This is a genomic window from Ottowia sp. (genome assembly GCF_047601385.1).
GTDB lineage: Bacteria > Pseudomonadota > Gammaproteobacteria > Burkholderiales > Burkholderiaceae_C > Ottowia.
In genome coordinates this window covers 1,437,811-1,453,006 of the sequence record NZ_JASGJP010000001.1, presented here as the reverse complement: position 1 = coordinate 1,453,006, position 15,196 = coordinate 1,437,811, and the positions used below count along the sequence as shown (strand labels likewise).

16 protein-coding genes are annotated in these 15,196 nt (G+C 73.3%); 4 read left to right on the top strand and 12 right to left on the bottom strand.

Annotated features, from left to right (window positions below; translation table 11 throughout):
- Positions 1 to 71: 71 nt before the first annotated feature.
- Complete coding sequence (locus QM772_RS07060; protein ID WP_415134922.1) at positions 72 to 275, top strand: hypothetical protein; 204 nt, start codon at positions 72 to 74, stop codon at positions 273 to 275.
- Between the two features lie 65 nt (positions 276 to 340).
- On the opposite strand, the gene QM772_RS07055 is transcribed toward QM772_RS07060, so the two are convergent.
- The 10 genes from QM772_RS07055 to gspG form a co-directional block, all read right to left on the bottom strand.
- A complete protein-coding gene (locus QM772_RS07055) occupies positions 341 to 1,741 on the bottom strand; it encodes a GspE/PulE family protein (RefSeq protein WP_415134920.1) in 1,401 nt (466 codons plus the stop codon).
- A gap of 4 nt (positions 1,742 to 1,745) precedes the next feature.
- Positions 1,746 to 4,016, bottom strand: coding sequence for a type II secretion system secretin GspD (gspD, locus tag QM772_RS07050; protein WP_415134918.1), 2,271 nt, complete (start codon positions 4,014 to 4,016; stop codon positions 1,746 to 1,748).
- Between the two features lie 33 nt (positions 4,017 to 4,049).
- The gene (gene gspN, locus QM772_RS07045; protein ID WP_415134916.1) at positions 4,050 to 4,844 is read right to left on the bottom strand and encodes a type II secretion system protein N; all 795 of its coding nucleotides are present in this window, start codon (positions 4,842 to 4,844) and stop codon (positions 4,050 to 4,052) included.
- Between the two features lie 72 nt (positions 4,845 to 4,916).
- Complete coding sequence (gene gspM / locus QM772_RS07040) at positions 4,917 to 5,501, bottom strand: type II secretion system protein GspM (protein ID WP_415134914.1); 585 nt, start codon at positions 5,499 to 5,501, stop codon at positions 4,917 to 4,919.
- Positions 5,498 to 6,703: a type II secretion system protein GspL gene (gspL, locus tag QM772_RS07035; protein ID WP_415134912.1), complete on the bottom strand. Its 1,206-nt coding sequence runs from the start codon at positions 6,701 to 6,703 to the stop codon at positions 5,498 to 5,500. The genes gspM and gspL overlap by 4 nt, the downstream gene beginning before the upstream one ends.
- 39 nt (positions 6,704 to 6,742) lie before the next feature.
- On the bottom strand, positions 6,743 to 7,690 hold the full coding sequence (gene gspK / locus QM772_RS07030) for a type II secretion system minor pseudopilin GspK (protein WP_415134910.1): 948 nt from the start codon (positions 7,688 to 7,690) through the stop codon (positions 6,743 to 6,745).
- Positions 7,691 to 7,821: 131 nt separating this feature from the next.
- Entirely contained in the window at positions 7,822 to 8,508 is a 687-nt protein-coding gene (locus tag QM772_RS07025) for a type II secretion system protein J (RefSeq protein WP_415134908.1), read from the bottom strand.
- Between the two features lie 62 nt (positions 8,509 to 8,570).
- Positions 8,571 to 8,978: a type II secretion system minor pseudopilin GspI gene (gene gspI / locus QM772_RS07020; protein WP_415139507.1), complete on the bottom strand. Its 408-nt coding sequence runs from the start codon at positions 8,976 to 8,978 to the stop codon at positions 8,571 to 8,573.
- 197 nt (positions 8,979 to 9,175) lie between these two features.
- Positions 9,176 to 9,568, bottom strand: coding sequence for a type II secretion system protein GspH (locus tag QM772_RS07015; RefSeq protein WP_415134906.1), 393 nt, complete (start codon positions 9,566 to 9,568; stop codon positions 9,176 to 9,178).
- A 178-nt stretch (positions 9,569 to 9,746) separates the two neighbouring features.
- Positions 9,747 to 10,190: a type II secretion system major pseudopilin GspG gene (gspG, locus tag QM772_RS07010; RefSeq protein WP_415134904.1), complete on the bottom strand. Its 444-nt coding sequence runs from the start codon at positions 10,188 to 10,190 to the stop codon at positions 9,747 to 9,749.
- A 44-nt stretch (positions 10,191 to 10,234) separates the two neighbouring features.
- Here gspG and QM772_RS07005 point away from each other — a divergent pair, with 44 nt between their 5' ends.
- Positions 10,235 to 10,759 (top strand): type II secretion system protein N, encoded by a 525-nt coding sequence (locus tag QM772_RS07005; protein WP_415134902.1) that lies wholly within the window; start codon positions 10,235 to 10,237, stop codon positions 10,757 to 10,759.
- Between the two features lie 54 nt (positions 10,760 to 10,813).
- On the opposite strand, the gene ilvA is transcribed toward QM772_RS07005, so the two are convergent.
- Entirely contained in the window at positions 10,814 to 12,379 is a 1,566-nt protein-coding gene (gene ilvA, locus QM772_RS07000) for a threonine ammonia-lyase, biosynthetic (RefSeq protein ID WP_415134900.1), read from the bottom strand.
- Positions 12,380 to 12,767: 388 nt separating this feature from the next.
- On the opposite strand from ilvA, the gene QM772_RS06995 reads away from it, so the two are divergent.
- Positions 12,768 to 13,217, top strand: a complete 450-nt coding sequence (locus QM772_RS06995) for an OsmC family protein (RefSeq protein WP_415134898.1) — start codon at positions 12,768 to 12,770, stop codon at positions 13,215 to 13,217.
- Between the two features lie 63 nt (positions 13,218 to 13,280).
- On the opposite strand, the gene coq7 is transcribed toward QM772_RS06995, so the two are convergent.
- The gene (gene coq7 / locus QM772_RS06990; RefSeq protein WP_415134896.1) at positions 13,281 to 13,916 is read right to left on the bottom strand and encodes a 2-polyprenyl-3-methyl-6-methoxy-1,4-benzoquinone monooxygenase; all 636 of its coding nucleotides are present in this window, start codon (positions 13,914 to 13,916) and stop codon (positions 13,281 to 13,283) included.
- A 285-nt stretch (positions 13,917 to 14,201) separates the two neighbouring features.
- On the opposite strand from coq7, the gene QM772_RS06985 reads away from it, so the two are divergent.
- Positions 14,202 to 15,125 carry a porin gene (locus QM772_RS06985; RefSeq protein WP_415134894.1) on the top strand — a complete coding sequence of 308 codons (924 nt, stop codon included), beginning with the start codon at positions 14,202 to 14,204 and terminating at the stop codon, positions 15,123 to 15,125.
- Positions 15,126 to 15,196 lie beyond the last annotated feature (71 nt).

Here is a 15,196-nt window from a genome sequence, read left to right as displayed (position 1 = left end):
GCCGCCGCGCACGGGCACGTGATCGCGCGGGCGCAACTGGCGGGGTTGATGCCGGGGAAAGCCGAGGCGAAATGAACAAAGTCCACGCCCGCTCCAAGCCCGTGGCGAAGGAGTCGGTTCAGCCGCGAAAGTACAAGGTGCCGAACGCGGAAACTCGGGCGGCGATGGCGGAGGCCGACGCGATGATCCTGGCGCGCGCGGCGCGCTTGGCCGGCCCCGGCCCTGCCTCCAGCGGAGGCGGGAACGAAGAATCCTTTCGGCCTTGTCGCTTCTGAAAATATAGCTTCCAGCGCTTGACTGGCGGGCGCTACAGGCCGATTTGGCTTGTAAAAGCCCGGCCTCAGTCGCGCGTCACCCGCAGCACTTCTTCGCGGCTGGTGATGCCCTCGGCGATCAGCCGCTCGCCGTCGTCGCGCATCAGCTGCATGCCCTTGGCCAGCGCGGAGGCGCGGATGCTGGCCTCGGCGGCCTGGCCGTGGATCTGCGCGCGGATCTCGTCGTCGACCATCAGCAGCTCGAACACGCCGGTGCGGCCGGCGTAGCCGGTGTGGCCGCAGGCCTCGCAGCCCTTGCCGTGGCAGGGCAGGCAGTATTTGCGCACCAGCCGCTGCGCCAGCACGCCCAGCAGCGAACTGGACAGCAGGAACGGCTCCACCCCCATGTCGGTCAGGCGCGTGACGGCGCTGGCGGCGTCGTTGGTGTGCAGCGTGGCCAGCACCAGGTGGCCGGTGAGGCTGGCCTGGATGGCGATCTGCGCGGTCTCGATGTCGCGGATCTCGCCGATCATCACGATGTCCGGGTCCTGCCGCAGGATGGCGCGCAGCGCGCGGGCGAAGGTCAGCTCGATGCGCGGGTTGACCTGCGTCTGGCCGACGCCGGGCAGCTCGTACTCGATCGGGTCTTCCACCGTCATGATGTTGTTGCGGTGTGCGTCCAGCCGCGCCAGGCTGGCGTACAGCGTGGTGGTCTTGCCCGAGCCGGTGGGGCCGGTGACCAGGATGATGCCGTGCGGCTGGGCGATCAGGTGTTCGAACCTGCGCAGCACGCCGCCCTGCATGCCGACGGCTTCCAGGCTCAGCTTGCTCTCGGACTTGTCGAGCAGGCGCAGCACCGCGCGTTCGCCGTGCGCGCTGGGGATGGTGGAGACGCGCACGTCGATGGCGCGCGTGCCCAGGCGCAGGCTGATGCGGCCGTCCTGCGGCAGGCGCTTCTCGGCGATGTCGAGGTCGGCCATGATCTTCAGGCGGCTGATCAGCGCCGCGTGCAGCGCGCGGTTGGGCTGCACCACCTCGCGCAGCGCGCCGTCCACGCGGAAGCGCACGCTGCTGTGGCGCTCGTACGGCTCGATGTGGATGTCGCTGGCGCCGTCGCGCGCGGCCTGCGTCAGCAGGGCGTTCAGCATGCGGATGATGGGCGCGTCGTCGGCCGATTCCAGTAGGTCTTCCACCGCCGGCAGCTCCTGCATGATGCGCGAGAGGTCGGCGTCGCTCTCCACCTCGCTCACCACGGCGGCGGCGCTGGATTCGTTCTGCGAATAGGCGGTGCTGATGCGCTGCGCCAGCGCGTGGGCGTCGGCCTGCTGCAAGGCCAGCGGCGCCGGGCCGGCGCCGTGGCGGCGCATCACCTCGCTCAGGTGGCCGGGGTTGGGGCTGCCGCCGTGCCACAGCGTCAGGCCGTGGCCGTCGTCCTCCAGCAGCAGGCCGGCGGCGCGCGCGAAGGCGTAGGGCAGCGGGTAGCGCATGGCCCTAGTTGCCGTTGTAGTTGCTTTCGCCGGCCGCGGGGGTGATCAGGGGCGGCGGCGGCGCCGGGCGCGTCCAGGCCTCGGGCCGCACCGGCGCCACGGCGGGCAGCACGGGCGACTGGTTGATTTGCAGCACCGAGCTTTCCTTCGGCTGGCTGGCGCGCTGGCTGGCGCGCATCAGGTCGTAGCGGTCGAGCGAGTAGCTCTCGGTGGCGGCGGCGTCGCGCACGACCACCGGGCGCAGGAAGACCATCAGGTTGGTCTTGACGTAGCTTCGGCTGCGGCTCTTGAACAGGTTGCCCACCACCGGCACGTCGCCCAGCACGGGCACCTTGTCCTCGGTGCTGGAGTACTGGTCCTCCAGCAGGCCGCCCAGCACCACGATGGCGCCGTCGTCCACCAGCACGCTGGATTCGATGGCGCGCTTGTTGGTGATCGGGCCGCTGGCGTTGGTGGCCGTGCCGGTCACCACGCTCGACACCTCCTGGTAGATCACCATCTTCACGGTGCCGTCCTCGCTGATCTGCGGGCGCACGCGCAGCGTCAGGCCGACGTCCTTGCGCTCGTAGGTCTGGAACGGGTTGACCGAGGTGCTGCTGGAGCCCGTGCTGGTGTAGCTGCCGGTGACGAAGGGCACGTTCTGGCCGACGATGATCTTGGCCTCCTCGTTGTCCAGCGTCAGCAGCGTGGGGGTGGAGAGCACGTTGCCGGCGCCGGTGCTCTGGATGAAGTTGGCCAGGATGCCCAGCGTGCGCGTGCCCAGCGCCAGGTTGAAGCCGGTGCTGGGGACGGCGCCCGCCAGGTCGGCGACGTCGCCGCTGCTCCTGTAGCCCAGCACCGCCGCCGCGATGTCGAAGATGTTGGTGGTGGCGGTGCTGCTGGTGGCGCGCGTGGTGGAGTAGTTGGTGCCTATCAGGCCGATGGTGCTGCTGCCGTTGCCCATCAGGCCCTGCCACTGCACGCCCAGGTCGGCCGCCTTGTCGGCCCGCACCTCGGCGATCAGGCTCTCGACGAACACCTGCGCGCGCCGCTGGTCGAGCTTGTCGATGACGGCGCGCAGCTCGCGGTACACCGGCTCGGGCGCGCTGATGATGAGCGAGTTGGTGGCCGGGTCGGCCTGGATCTGCCCGCCGGTGGACGGCTGGTTGTTGCTGGCGGCGTTGATGGTGGGGCCGCTGGCCAGGCTGCTGGAACTGCTGGAGCTGCCGCTGGATGCGCTGCTGGCCGTGCCGCTGCCCGCCGTCAGGCCGCCGCTGGTGGCGGCGGCCGAGCCGCCCAGCGCGGATGCGCCGCCGCCCGCGCTGGCGGCCTGCCCCGGCAGCGCCGCCAGCGCGGCGCGCAGGGTGACGGCCAGCTTGGCGGCGTCGGCGTTCTTCAGGTACACCACGTGGATGTTGCCGCCGCCGCCCTCGGACTGGCCGGAGGGCGGCAGGTCGAGCTGCTGGATCAGCGCCTTGGCCAGCGCCAGCCGCGCCGGGTTGGCGGCGCGCAGGATGATGGCGTTGCTGCGCGGCTCCGGCACCAGCGTGGTGCGGTAGCCGTCGCCGCTGCTCACCGCCACCGCGGTGGCCGCCGCCGCCGTGGCGGGCTGGCCTGGCGCGGCCTGCGGCGACGCGGCCGTGGCGCTGCTGCCGCCCGATTCGAGCAGCCGCGCCACCAGCGGCGCCAGGTCGGAGGCCACGGCGTGGCGCAGGCGCACCACCTCCACGCCGGTGGCGTTGGACACGTCCAGCGCCGCGATGATGCGGCCCAGGCGCTGCAGGTTGTCGGCGTAGTCGGTGATGACCAGCGAATTGGTGCCCGGGTTGACGTTGATCGTGTTGTTGGGGCTGATCAGCGGGCGCAGCACCGGCACCAGGCTGCTGGCGTTCTCGTGCGTCAGGCGGAAGATCTGCGTCGCGATCTGGCCGCTGGCGCCGGACGGGCGGCCGGCGGAGACGGCGCCGCTTTGCAGCTTGGCCTCGGCCTCGGGCAGCACGATGTGCAGGCCGTGCGATTCGACCAGCGCGAAGCCCTGCGTGCGCAGCTGCGCCGCGAACAGGCGCAGCGCCTCGGCCGGGGTGACCGGCGTGGTGCTGGTCAGCGTCATCGTGCCCTTGACGCGCGGGTCCACCACCACGTTGCGGCCGGTGAGGGTGGCCATGGTGCGCGCCACGGCGTCGATCTCGGCGTTGGCGAAGTCCAGCGTGACGTTGCCGGCGCCGTGGGCGGCGCCGGCCAGCGCCAGCAGCGCGGCGGCGAGCAGCGGGCGGAAGGATGAAGGTGTGCGGGGCATGGCGAGGGGCACTGTAGCAAATGGGCGGCTGGATCAGCCCAGGGAGATGACGGCCCGGTCGCCCTGGCGCCGGCCGATGAGGTTGAGCAGGTTGGCCAGCTGGGCGTCCAGGCCGGGGGCCGCGCGCGCCTCGCCGGTGAAGCGCAGCCGCGCGCCCACCCACTGGCCGTGCCCGGACAGCCGCAGGCCGCCCTCCAGCGTGGACAGCTCCAGCGCCACGGCGTCGCCGCCCCGCAGCGCCAGCCGGTACGAGCCGAGCGGCCGCAGGGTGGACAGGCGCGATGAGAGCTGGCGCGCCGTGATCTCGGCCTGCCCGGCCACGTGCGTGCGGCCGGACAGCCAGTCGATGCGCAGCCCCTGGGTGGCCAGCGCCAGCTCGCCCTGCGGCTGCACGGTGTTCCAGGGCGTGCCCAGGCCGGCCAGCAGCGCGGCGGGCCAGGCCGATTCGCCGTCGGCCAGCGCCACGCGGGCGCCGCCCCAGCGCGGGCTGGCGCGCAGCGCCAGCGGCTGGGCGCGGGTGCAGCAGTCGGCGCTGACCTGGGCGTCCACGCCGGTGAGCGCGGGCCGCAGCCGCCAGTGCACGCGGCCGGGCAGGGCGGCGCCGTCCTGGCTGCCGGCGCCGCCGGCCAGCACCAGCCGGGCCGAGCCCGACCAGACGCTGCCCTGCGGCTCGGCCAGCAGCACCGCGCCGCCGCTGGCGCCGGCCAGCGCGGCGGCCAGCCAGCGCGCCGGCGCGCAGACCAGCAGCACCAGCGCCAGCCCGGCGAGCGCGCCGGCCCAGGCCCAGCGCCAGGGCGCGGCGGGCGTGGGGCGCGGGTGTTTTTTCATACTATAGGGGAGTAATATGGTTCTGGCGCCCGTACAGCAAGCGCTGGCGGATGCCATGGGTGGGAGTATTCGTCAGGAATCCGGCAGGCCGAGCGACAGCGTGCCGCTCCAGGTGGCGCCGGCGCCGGGGGCGCTGCCGCCGCCGCGCGTCAGGCGCGCCTCGACCGGCGCCGCGCGGGCGTTGACGCGCGCGTCGGCCAGCCAGTCGGCCAGGGCGGCGGCGGGCGCGTCCTTCAGCGTCACGGTGGCGCGGTCGCCCACCACGCCGAGGCTGGCGCTGGCGCCCAGGCGCTGGCGGGCGGCGGCCTGGAGCGCGCGCACCGCCTCGTCGCGCGTCATGCGCGGCAGCGCCTTCAGCGCGTCGGCCTCCAGCCGCAGCTGCTGCATGCGCTGCGCCTGCGCCTGCAAGGCCGCGCGCTGGCCGCCCGCCTCGCGCAGCGTGCGCAGCGCCGGCGCCAGGCCCAGCCACCACAGCAGCGCCAGCAGCACCACGGCGGCGGCCGCCAGCACCAGCCGGCGCTCGCGCGCGTGCATGCGCTGCCAGGCCGCGCTCGCCGTGCCCCCACGCTCCCCCGCCTTGCGTGGTCCGCTGCCCCCCGAGGGGGCCCTCGCGCCTTCGGGCGGCCGTGCGGCGCTCGGGGCCGGCGCAGCACTCATGGCGTGTCCTCCTGGCGCAGCAGCAGGCCGTCGGCGTCGGCCTGCAACTGGTAGCCCAGCGGACGCAGCCGCTGGCTGGCCTCGGCCAGCGGGCCGGACGCCATCTGCGCGCCCTTCAGGCGCAGCGCGCCGGCCGAGAATTCGATCGCCGACGGCGCGGCGGCGGCGGCGGGGGCGGCCTGCCCCAGGGCGCTCAGCATCGGCTCCAGGTCGCGCGCGGAGGCGGCGCCGGTGGCGCGGCGCAGCGCGGCGACCTCGCGCGCCATCTGCACCGGTGCGTCGACCACCACCTTGACTTGAGGAAAGGTCTGCGTCAGCGCGTCGTTGACCTGCGCGCGGCGCGCGGCCAGCTCCTGCCGCGTCTGCCAGGCCCAGGCGTTCAGGCCCGCCAGGTTGGCCAGCAGCAGCAGGGCCGTGCCCCAGCGCGCCGGCCGCCACGCCGGCGCGTGCACGAAGTCGCGCCACAGCGCGCCCAGGCGCTTGGCCGCGCGCGCGCGGCCGTCGCGCGCCAGGTCGAACTGCGCCAGCTCCCAGGGCGAGCGGCTGGCTTCCAGCAGCCGCCAGGCCGGCGGGTGGATGGCGGCGGGGCGGGCGAGCGCCCGCTCGGCCAGCTCGGCGACGGCGGGCTCGGCCAGCAGCTCGGCGTCGGCGCTGCCTTTCAGCAGGGCCAGCGTGTCGGGTGTGAAAGGCAGCGCCTGGGCGCCGGGCACGCCGTCGCCGCTGAACAGCAGCCAGGGGCGCTCGGGCTCGCCGGTGACGAACAGGCGCGCCGCGCCCGTGCGGGGGTGCAGCTCGGGCACGATGCGGCTCACCGGGCGCCCGGCGGCGTCGAGCGCGCCCAGGTGCTCGGCCAGCCAGGCCTTGCCGCACACGGCCACCCAGGCCGGGCCGCCCGCGGCGGCGCCGGGTTCGAGGGCGAAGTGCAGCTCGGCCGGGTCGTCCAGCAGCTGCTCTTCCAGCAGGCCGGCCAGGGTGGCGCGCAGGCGCGGCGAGCCGGGGCCGACGCCGCGCGGCAAGGTCACCCGCTGCCACGACAGCTGCGTGGCCGCCGCCACGGCCACCACCTCCACGCCGCGCCCGGCCGGCGGCAGCAGCGCCGCGCCGGCGCTGCCGTGCGCGGCCAGGGTCTGGCCGTCGGTGGAGGTGGCGTAGGCGTAGCTGCCCGGCGGGCCGGGCGGCAGGGTGACAAGCAGCAGGCTCATGGGCGGCGGATGAGGCGGTGGATTGTAGGCGGCGGGCGGTCAGCGCCCGGCCGCCGGCACGGTAATCGCCGCGCGCTCGCGCCACAGGGTGTACACCCCGCGCGTGCTGCCGCTGCTCTGGCGCCGCACCACGGCGACTTCTTCCAGCGCCACGTCGTCCAGGCGCAGGCGGCCGCGGATCTCGAAGTAGTTGGAGCGCACGCTGGCCCAGCCCAGATCGGACGCCTCGTCCAGGTTCAGCAGCGCGCGCACGCCGGTGGTGTTCTTCAGCGGCGCGCTGTCGCGCTCGGCCACCAGCCGCTGGGCGCCGGCCAGGTCGCTGCCCGGGATGGCGGCGTGGATCACCAGCGCGCTGGCGGTGTTCAGGTTGACCGGCACGATGGCGGCGGACACCGGCAGCACGGTGACGTAGGGGCGCAGCAGCGCCAGCGTCTCGTCCGAGACGCCCAGCCAGGCGAGTTGGTCGTAACGGCGCGGCAGCAGCGGGGCGTCGCCGTCGCCCGGGGTGCCGGCCTTCATGGCGTCGTGGGCGCGCGCCAGGTTGTCGAACAGCGTGGCCAGCTCGCCGCCGCGCAGGCCGAGTTCCCTGAACAGCGTGCTGAAGCGCGCCAGCGCCTGCGTGCGCGCGAGCGGCTCGCCCACCACCAGGTTCATCACGTTCAGGCGCGACTGCAGGTCGGTGATCTGCCCGGAGAGGAAGGCATCGCGGTCGGTGTCGGAGCCGGATTCGCCAGCGGCCAGGAAGGTGGACAGGCGCGCCTCGGCCAGCGGCACGGCCCAGGGCTCGGCCAGGTGGTCGATGTTCTGGCCCGTGCGCTGGTCCTCGCGCAGGTCGCCGGCCAGGATCAGCCGGCCCCAGTCCAGCGCGCCGGTGAGGATCCACGCCGACTGCACGCGCGCGCGCTCGGCGCCCTCGACCTCCACTCCGCGCCACTGCCGCCACAGCGCCGCGGCGGCCAGCGTGGCGACCAGGGCGACGGTGATCATGGCGGCGAGCAGCGCCGCCCCCGCTTGACGGCATGCGGGCGACACCGGCCGCCGCCGGGCCGCTCCCAAGGCGGCCGGGGCCCCCTCGGGGGGCAGCGGACCACGCGCAGCGGGGGAGCGTGGGGGCCTCATCACTGCGCCCCTCCGAAATCGGGGCGAACCCAGTCGATCTGCATCGGGCCCGCGAGGCCCTGGCCCGGCGCCAGGTCGATGGCGAGGCGCACGCCGTCGGGCAGGGCGTTGGTGTCGCCCAGGCCGTCGGTGCCGTCGGACAGCGGGTTGGTCCAGGCGTTCTGGCGGAAGTACTGCAACTGCCAGCCCGTCAGCGCGGCGACGGCGACCGCCTGCGCGCCGTCCGCCAGGCCGCCCTGCGGCGCCGTGGACTGGCTCCAGCGCGCGGCCTCGTCCCAGGCGGCGATCCAGGCCGCCTGCGAGCGCAGCGGCGCCGACTGCCAGCGCAGCCACTGGCCGCCTTCGGCGCGGCGCGTCCAGGCCACCACGCGCAGGCCGGCGCCGGGGGTGTCGGTGAGCATGCGGGTGACGCGCAGCACGCGGCCGTCCCAGGCCAGGCTGCGGCGGCCGGCGGCGCCGGCGGGCATGGCGCCGGTGTCGGTGGGCCAGCTCATCATGGCGTCCAGGTCGGCGCGCCACTGCGCCAGGCCGGCCTGCAGCGTCAGCACGTCGTCGGTGTAGCGGTGCGTGGCGGCCTGCGCGCGCGCCATGCCGTCGATGCCGCGCCAGGTGAGCGCGGCCATCACCGCCATGATGGCCAGCGCCACCAGCACCTCGACCAGGGTGAAGCCGTGCCGGGTTTTCAAGCCAAATCGGCCTCCAGCGCTTTCTGGACGGGCGCGGGCAGCTATTGAATCCATAGTACCCGTCAATTCCTGCCCAGGATGGCGACCACGCGCACGATGAAGCGGCCGTTCTCGCTGACGGCGGTATCGACGCGGCGGAAGTTGGCGTTGGGCGTGGGGCGCACGGCGTGCGTCACCTGCAGGGTGCGGCCGGCCTGCACGCAGTCGCTGGCGAAGTCGCCCACGGCGGGCAGCTGGCGCGCCAGGCGCAGCTCGATCAGCTTGTTCTCGGCGCAGATCTGGGCCAGCAGCACGGCGGCCTGGCGGTCGGCGTTGTCGGTCAGCGCGGCGGTGGCCTTCAGGCCGGCCACCAGGGCGATCGCGGTGATGGCCAGCGCGACCATCACCTCGACCAAAGTGAAGCCGCTGCCCGCCGCCGGGCCGCCCCAAGGCGGGCGGGGCCCCCTCGGGGGGCAGCGGACCGCGCGCAGCGGGGGAGCGTGGGGGCGTGTTCCGCCCGCCGCCGGGCCGCCCCAAGGCGGGCGGGGCCCCCTCGGGGGGCAGCGGACCGCGCGCAGCGGGGGAGCGTGGGGGCGTGTTCCGCCCGCCGCCGGGCCGCCCCAAGGCGGGCGGGGCCCCCTCGGGGGGCAGCGGACCGCGCGCAGCGGGGGAGCGTGGGGGCCTGATGTCATTCGATCTGCTCCGCGCCGAACGGCCGCAGCCCGTCGGTGCCCACGCGCCACAGCGGCCGGCTGGCGCCGGCGCGGTGCAGCAGCACGGCCTGCGCGCCGATCACCGGGTCCGGTCCCAGCAGCAGCGGCGCGTTGCCGACGGCGGCGGTCTGCGCGTCCAGCCAGCGCGTGGGCAGGGGCGCGGCGGTGGGCGGCAGGCCGTCGAAGGCGAAGCCGCCCGCCGCGGGCCGCCAGCGCACCGGCACGCCGGCCACGCGCGACTGCGCGCGCGCCGACTCCAGCAGCGCGGCCAGCCGCTCGGCCTCGCGCGCCAGCGCCGCGTCGTCCGAGTCGCGCAGCGCCAGCGCCGCCAGCGCCGTGCCGAGCGCCACGATGGCGACCACCACCATCAGCTCGATCAGGGTGAACCCGCCCGCCGCCGGGCCGCCCCAAGGCGGGCGGAGCCCCCTTGGGGGGCAGCGGACCGCGCGCAGCGGGGGAGCGTGGGGGCATGTTTTCAAACGAAACACAGCGCTCGCGCCCGTCCATTCAGCGCCGGCAGCTATCAAAAATAGAGAGCCCCCGGGGCTATTGCCAGCTGCCGATGTCGGCGTTCTTGCCCTCGCCGCCGCTCTGGCCGTCGGCGCCGAAGCTCATCACGTCCACCTCGCCCCGGACGCCGGGGTTGAGGTATTGGTACGGGTTGCCCCAGGGATCGCTGGGCAGCTTTTCCAGGTAGGGCTTCCAGTTCATCGGCGCCGGCGCGGCCGTGGGGCGGGCGATGAGCGCCTGCAGGCCCTGCTCGGCGGTGGGAAAGCGCTGGTTGTCGAGCTTGTAGAGCTTGAGCGCCTGCATGAGGTTGTGCACGTCGGTGCGGGCGGCGGTGGCGCGGGCGTCGTCGGTGCGGTCCAGCACGTTGGGCACGATCAGCGCGGCCAGCACGCCGATGATGACCAGCACCACCATCAGCTCGATCAGGGTGAAGCCGGCGGCCCGGCGCGGGCGGGCCAGGGGAGAAGACGAAGCGGTCATGGGTACGGCTGGGAGCGGAGTCCGTTCAATGATAATCGTCCGCCATGACCTCGTCTCGCTTGTCTCCCCGTCTGGCCGTGGGCCTGGCCACCGCCCTGGTCTGGGCGCTGGCGGCGGGCAGCGCGCTGTTCTGGGCGCTGCGGACGGGCGGCGGCGGGCTGGCGGGCGCGCCCGTGGCGGACGGCCCGCCGCCGGGCGCGGCGGCGGTGGACGCGCGCGCGGTGGCGCGCATGCTGGGCGCGGCGTCCGGCGCGCCCGCGGCCGCGCCGGACGTGGCCAGCCGCCTGGCGCTGCGCGGCATCGTCACCCACGGCAGCCGCGGCGCGGCGCTGATCGCGGTGGACGGCAAGCCGCCCAGGCCGGTGCGCGTGGGCGCTCCGCTGGAGGGCGCCGAGGGCTGGACGCTGCGCGCGGTGGAGCCGGGCGCCGTGGTGCTGGCCGCCGAGGGGCGCGAGGCGCGGCTGGAGATGCCGCCGCTGTCGGCGCGCTCGTCCGCCAGCGCCGCGCCCGCCAGCGCCGCGTCCGCCGCGCTCGCACCGCGCCCGCCGGCCCCGCCGAATGTGCGATGAAATCGGCCGCCGGCGCTTTCAGGGCAAGCGCCGGCAGCTACTGATTGAATAGCGTCAGCCCTGCAGGAACAGCTTGTAGGCCGGGTTGCCGGTTTCCTCGACCCACGGGTAGTTCAGCTCCTGCAGAAAGCGCTGGAACGCCGCGTCGTCGGCCGCCGGCACTTGCAGGCCGACCAGGATGTGGCCGTGGTCGGCGCCCTGGTGGCGGTAGTGGAACAGGCTGATGTTCCAGCTGGGCTGCATCAGGCTGAGGAACTTCATCAGCGCGCCCGGCCGCTCGGGGAAGACGAAGCGCAGCAGCCGCTCGTCGCGCGCCAGCGCCGAGCGCCCGCCCACCATGTAGCGCACGTGCTCCTTGGCCAGCTCGTCGTGCGTGAGGTCGAGCGCGCCGAAGCCCGCGCGCTCGAAGGCGGCGGCGATGCGCGGCGACTCGCCCTTGGCCGCCGTGGTCAGGCCCACGAACACGTGCGCCCGGCCGCTGTCGGCGGCGTCGCTGATGCGGTAGTTGAACTCCGTCACGTTGCGCGGCCCGCCCGGCAGGCTGCCGATGGTCTGCAGAAAGCGCCGGAAGCTGCCGCGCTCCTCCGGCAGGGTGACGGCCAGCAGCGCCTCGCGCTCCTCGCCCACCTCGGCGCGCTCGGCGACGAAGCGCAGGCGGTCGAAGTTCATGTTGGCGCCGCACAGCACGGCCACGTAGGTCTCGCCCTTGGTCCGGCGCGCCGCCACGTACTGCTTGATGGCCGCCACCGCCATCGCGCCCGAGGGCTCGACGATGCTGCGCGTGTCCACGAACACGTCCTTGATGGCGGCGCACACGGTGTCGGTGTCCACGGTGATGAACTCGTCCACCACCTGGCGCGCCATGCGGAAGGTCTCCTCGCCCACCAGCTTCACCGCCGTGCCGTCGGCGAACAGGCCCACGTCGGGCAGCTGCACGCGCTCGCCCGAGGCCACCGAGCGCGCCATGGCGTCGGAGTCGGTCATCTGCACGCCGATCACCTTCACCTCCGGCCGCACCGCCTTGATGTACGCGCCCACGCCGCTCACCAGCCCGCCGCCGCCGATGGCCACGAACACCGCGTGCAGCGGCCCCTGGTGCTGGCGCAGGATCTCCATGCCGATGGTGCCCTGGCCGGCGATGACCAGCGGGTCGTCGAACGGGTGGATGAAGGTCAGGCCCTGCTCGGCCTGCAACTGCACCGCGTGCCCGTAGGCGTCGGAATAGCTGTCGCCGGCCAGCACCACCTCGCCGCCCAGCGCCTTGACGGCGTCCACCTTGAGCTGCGGCGTGGTGGTCGGCATCACCACCACCGCGCGCGTGCCCAGGCGGTGCGCGCCCAGCGCCACGCCCTGCGCGTGGTTGCCGGCGCTGGCGCAGATCACGCCCTGCCGCAGCTGCTCGGGCGTGAGGTGCGCCATCTTGTTGTAGGCCCCGCGCAGCTTGAAGCTGAACACCGGCTGCTGGTCCTCGCGCTTGAGCAGCACCTTGTTGTGCAGGCGGCGGCTCAGGGCGCGCGCCGGGTCCAGGTCGGACTCGATCGCCACGTCGTAGACCCGCGCGGTCAGCACCTGCTTGAGGTAATCGGTGGCGTCGAGGGGGGCGGAGCGGGGCGTTGACATGGCCCGAATCATACGGGCCGCCCCGCACAGGCACGCGCCATGTGCGCCCGCAGCAAAAAAAGCCCCACGCGCCCCGCCGCGCGGGGTCGCTGCCCCCAGGGGGCCGCTTTTGCCCTGGGGCGGCCCGGGGGCAAAAAAAAGCCCCGGACCTCGCGGTTCGGGGCTTGAATCCACCTGTAGAAGGGGTGGAGGAGACAACCTTTGCAAATGAGGAAACCTCACAAGCACGGGTGCAGTGTATACCGAAAAGCACGGCCGTTCGACTGATTTGCTGCAATGCAACACTCCAAGCAGGGCTTAAACGCGACTTTTGTCCTACTTCGCGGGGGGTGTGGGGCCGATCCGCTACGCTCGGGGCTGTTTTTTACTCTCCTGGAGGGCGCGGGTCATGGAATGCACGGTGAGTTGGACGGGCGCGGCGGGCACGCGCTCGGGCATGGGCTTCGTGGCCGAGACGGGATCGGGCCACGTCATCGCCATGGACGGCGCGCCCGACGAGGCCAAGCCCGCCAACGGCGGCCAGAATCTGGCGCCCCGGCCCATGGAGACGGTGCTGGCCGGCGCCGGCGGCTGCACCGCCTACGACGTGGTGCTGATCCTGCGGCGCGGCCGCCACGACGTGCGCGGCTGCTCGGTCAAACTGACCAGCGAGCGCGCGGCCGAGGACCCCAAGGTGTTCACCCGCATCCACATGCACTTCACCGTCAGCGGCCAGGGGCTGCCCGCCAGCGCGGTGGAGCGCGCCATCCAGCTCAGCCACGACAAGTACTGCTCGGCCACCATCATGCTGGGCAAGACGGCCGAGATCACCACCTCGTTCGATCTCGTCGAGGCCTAGGATTACTATCGAAAGCGTAGCTGCCAGCGCTTTCTGGACAAGCGCTGGAGGCTGATTTGATGCCTAAATGCGGTGCGCCACGGTGGTCATCACCCGGGCCGCCAGCCGCATCAGCCCGCGCACCGGCGCCGGCAGCGGCGCGCCGCCGGCGTGCAGCGCGTGGTCGGCGTGGCGCGCCTCGTCTTCCTGCATCCGCGCCACGATGGCGCGCGAGGCCGTATCGGCCGCCGGCAGGCGGTCCAGGTGGCCGGCCAGGTGCGCCTCGACCTGGCGCTCGGTCTCCACCACGAAGCCCAGGCTCAGCCGGTCGCCGCCCATCGCCCCCGCCAGCAGCCCGATGCCGAACGCGCCCGCGTACCAGAGCGGGTTGAGCAGGGAGACGCGGTCGCCCAGCTCGTCCAGCCGCCGGCGCGTCCAGGCCAGGTGGTCCGTTTCCTCGCGCGCGGCGGCTTCGAGGTGCCGGCGCAGCGCCGCGTCGCGCGTGCCCAGCGCCTGCGCCGTGTACAGCGCCTGGGCGCAGACCTCGCCCACGTGGTTGACCCGCATCAGCGCGCCCGACAGGCGCCGCTCGTTCTCGGTCAGCGCGGCGCCGGGTGAATTCGGCTCCTGGGCCGGATAGGCACGCGCGGCCTGCGGCGGCGCGAACAGGGTGCGCAGCGTGGCGTCGGCCGCGCCGAGCCAGCGGTCGGTCGTTGTCATGCGGCCGATCGTATCCTTTTCGGGTCGGGGCCCCGGCGCCGTCGATGGTCCATGGGCGCAAAATCGATGTGGCGCCGAACCAACGATCCCCCGCGGGCTGTCGTTGATACGCAACGAAACGGCCCGGGCCGCGCCAATTCGGACCTGTAGTCTTTGCAAGTTCCCATGAGCTCTGGTGCAATACCAACAACTTCCCGGTAGGGGAGGTTGGCCCGGGGAACCGGCGGGAATCGCAGACGGAACCCTTCGCACCGGCGCCCTATGTTTAACCTTGGAGAACTTGCAATGAAAAAATCCCTGATCGCCCTGGCCGTGCTGGGCCTGTCCGGCGCCGCGATGGCTCAATCTTCCGTGACCCTGTACGGCGTGGCTGACGCCGGCATCGGCAAAATCGAATCCGGCAACGACAAGATCGAATTCCTGAGCGGCAGCCTCATGAACAACGGCGGCAGCCGTCTGGGCGTGCGCGGCGTGGAAGACCTGGGCGGTGGCCTGAAGGTCGGCTTCAACTTCGAGACCGGCCTGGATCTGGGCGATGGCGCTACTCAAGGGACTTCCAGTGGCACCTTCTGGGGCCGTGCCGCCAACGTGTGGGTGGGTGGCGGCTGGGGTACCGTCAAGCTGGGCCGCACGCTGAACCCGTCGTTCTTCGGCACCGCCGCCTGGGAACTGACCGGCACCGCCAACTACTCCGTGGTGGGCAACACCTACAGCTTCGGTGGCAGCGGCTCGCGTAACAGCAGCCAGATCAGCTACAAGACGCCCGACATGGGCGGCTTCAGCGCCGAGCTGGGCTACATCCTGAAGCCCGACAACGGCGGCAACGCCAAGTGGGACGTGAACGCCATCTACGCCAATGGCCCCATCGCCATCGGCCTGAACGCCGCCAAGGTCAATGGTGCCAAGACCACGTACGGCCTGGGTGGCAAGTACAGCTTCGGCAACTTCGCGCTGGCTGCCTCCTACTCCAAGGCCAACGTGTCCGCCGGTGTCCGCCGCGGCTTCTCGCTGGGCGGCCAAGCCAACTTCGGCGCCTTCGCCCTGACGCTGGACGTGACCCGCGACACCAAGAACGACGCTGGCAAGAAGTTCACCAACGGCGTGGTCGAGCTGAAGTACGCGCTGTCCAAGCGCACCTTCGTGTACGGCGCCTTCCTGCGCCTGGACGACACCAACAACTACGGCCTGGGCATTCGCCACAACTTCTGATGACCGCGCTGCCCGAGCGATCGGGCAGCCCTGGTTCAAGAAATCAAAAAAAGCCGCCTTCGGGCGGCTTT

What these genes read in the sequence shown, in the direction of transcription:
- gspL (WP_415134912.1), bottom strand. Translation starts at nt 6,703, where the DNA reads ATGAGCCTGCTGCTTGTCACCCTGCCGCCCGGCCCGCCGGGCAGCTAC.
- QM772_RS07005 (WP_415134902.1), top strand. Translation starts at nt 10,235, where the DNA reads ATGACCTCGTCTCGCTTGTCTCCCCGTCTGGCCGTGGGCCTGGCCACC.
- gspK (WP_415134910.1), bottom strand. Translation starts at nt 7,690, where the DNA reads ATGATCACCGTCGCCCTGGTCGCCACGCTGGCCGCCGCGGCGCTGTGG.
- QM772_RS07055 (WP_415134920.1), bottom strand. Translation starts at nt 1,741, where the DNA reads ATGCGCTACCCGCTGCCCTACGCCTTCGCGCGCGCCGCCGGCCTGCTG.
- gspM (WP_415134914.1), bottom strand. Translation starts at nt 5,501, where the DNA reads ATGAGTGCTGCGCCGGCCCCGAGCGCCGCACGGCCGCCCGAAGGCGCG.
- gspD (WP_415134918.1), bottom strand. Translation starts at nt 4,016, where the DNA reads ATGCCCCGCACACCTTCATCCTTCCGCCCGCTGCTCGCCGCCGCGCTG.
- gspN (WP_415134916.1), bottom strand. Translation starts at nt 4,844, where the DNA reads ATGAAAAAACACCCGCGCCCCACGCCCGCCGCGCCCTGGCGCTGGGCC.
- QM772_RS06985 (WP_415134894.1), top strand. Translation starts at nt 14,202, where the DNA reads ATGAAAAAATCCCTGATCGCCCTGGCCGTGCTGGGCCTGTCCGGCGCC.
- QM772_RS07060 (WP_415134922.1), top strand. Translation starts at nt 72, where the DNA reads ATGAACAAAGTCCACGCCCGCTCCAAGCCCGTGGCGAAGGAGTCGGTT.
- gspG (WP_415134904.1), bottom strand. Translation starts at nt 10,190, where the DNA reads ATGACCGCTTCGTCTTCTCCCCTGGCCCGCCCGCGCCGGGCCGCCGGC.
- QM772_RS06995 (WP_415134898.1), top strand. Translation starts at nt 12,768, where the DNA reads ATGGAATGCACGGTGAGTTGGACGGGCGCGGCGGGCACGCGCTCGGGC.
- QM772_RS07015 (WP_415134906.1), bottom strand. Translation starts at nt 9,568, where the DNA reads ATGGTGGTGGTCGCCATCGTGGCGCTCGGCACGGCGCTGGCGGCGCTG.
- ilvA (WP_415134900.1), bottom strand. Translation starts at nt 12,379, where the DNA reads ATGTCAACGCCCCGCTCCGCCCCCCTCGACGCCACCGATTACCTCAAG.
- coq7 (WP_415134896.1), bottom strand. Translation starts at nt 13,916, where the DNA reads ATGACAACGACCGACCGCTGGCTCGGCGCGGCCGACGCCACGCTGCGC.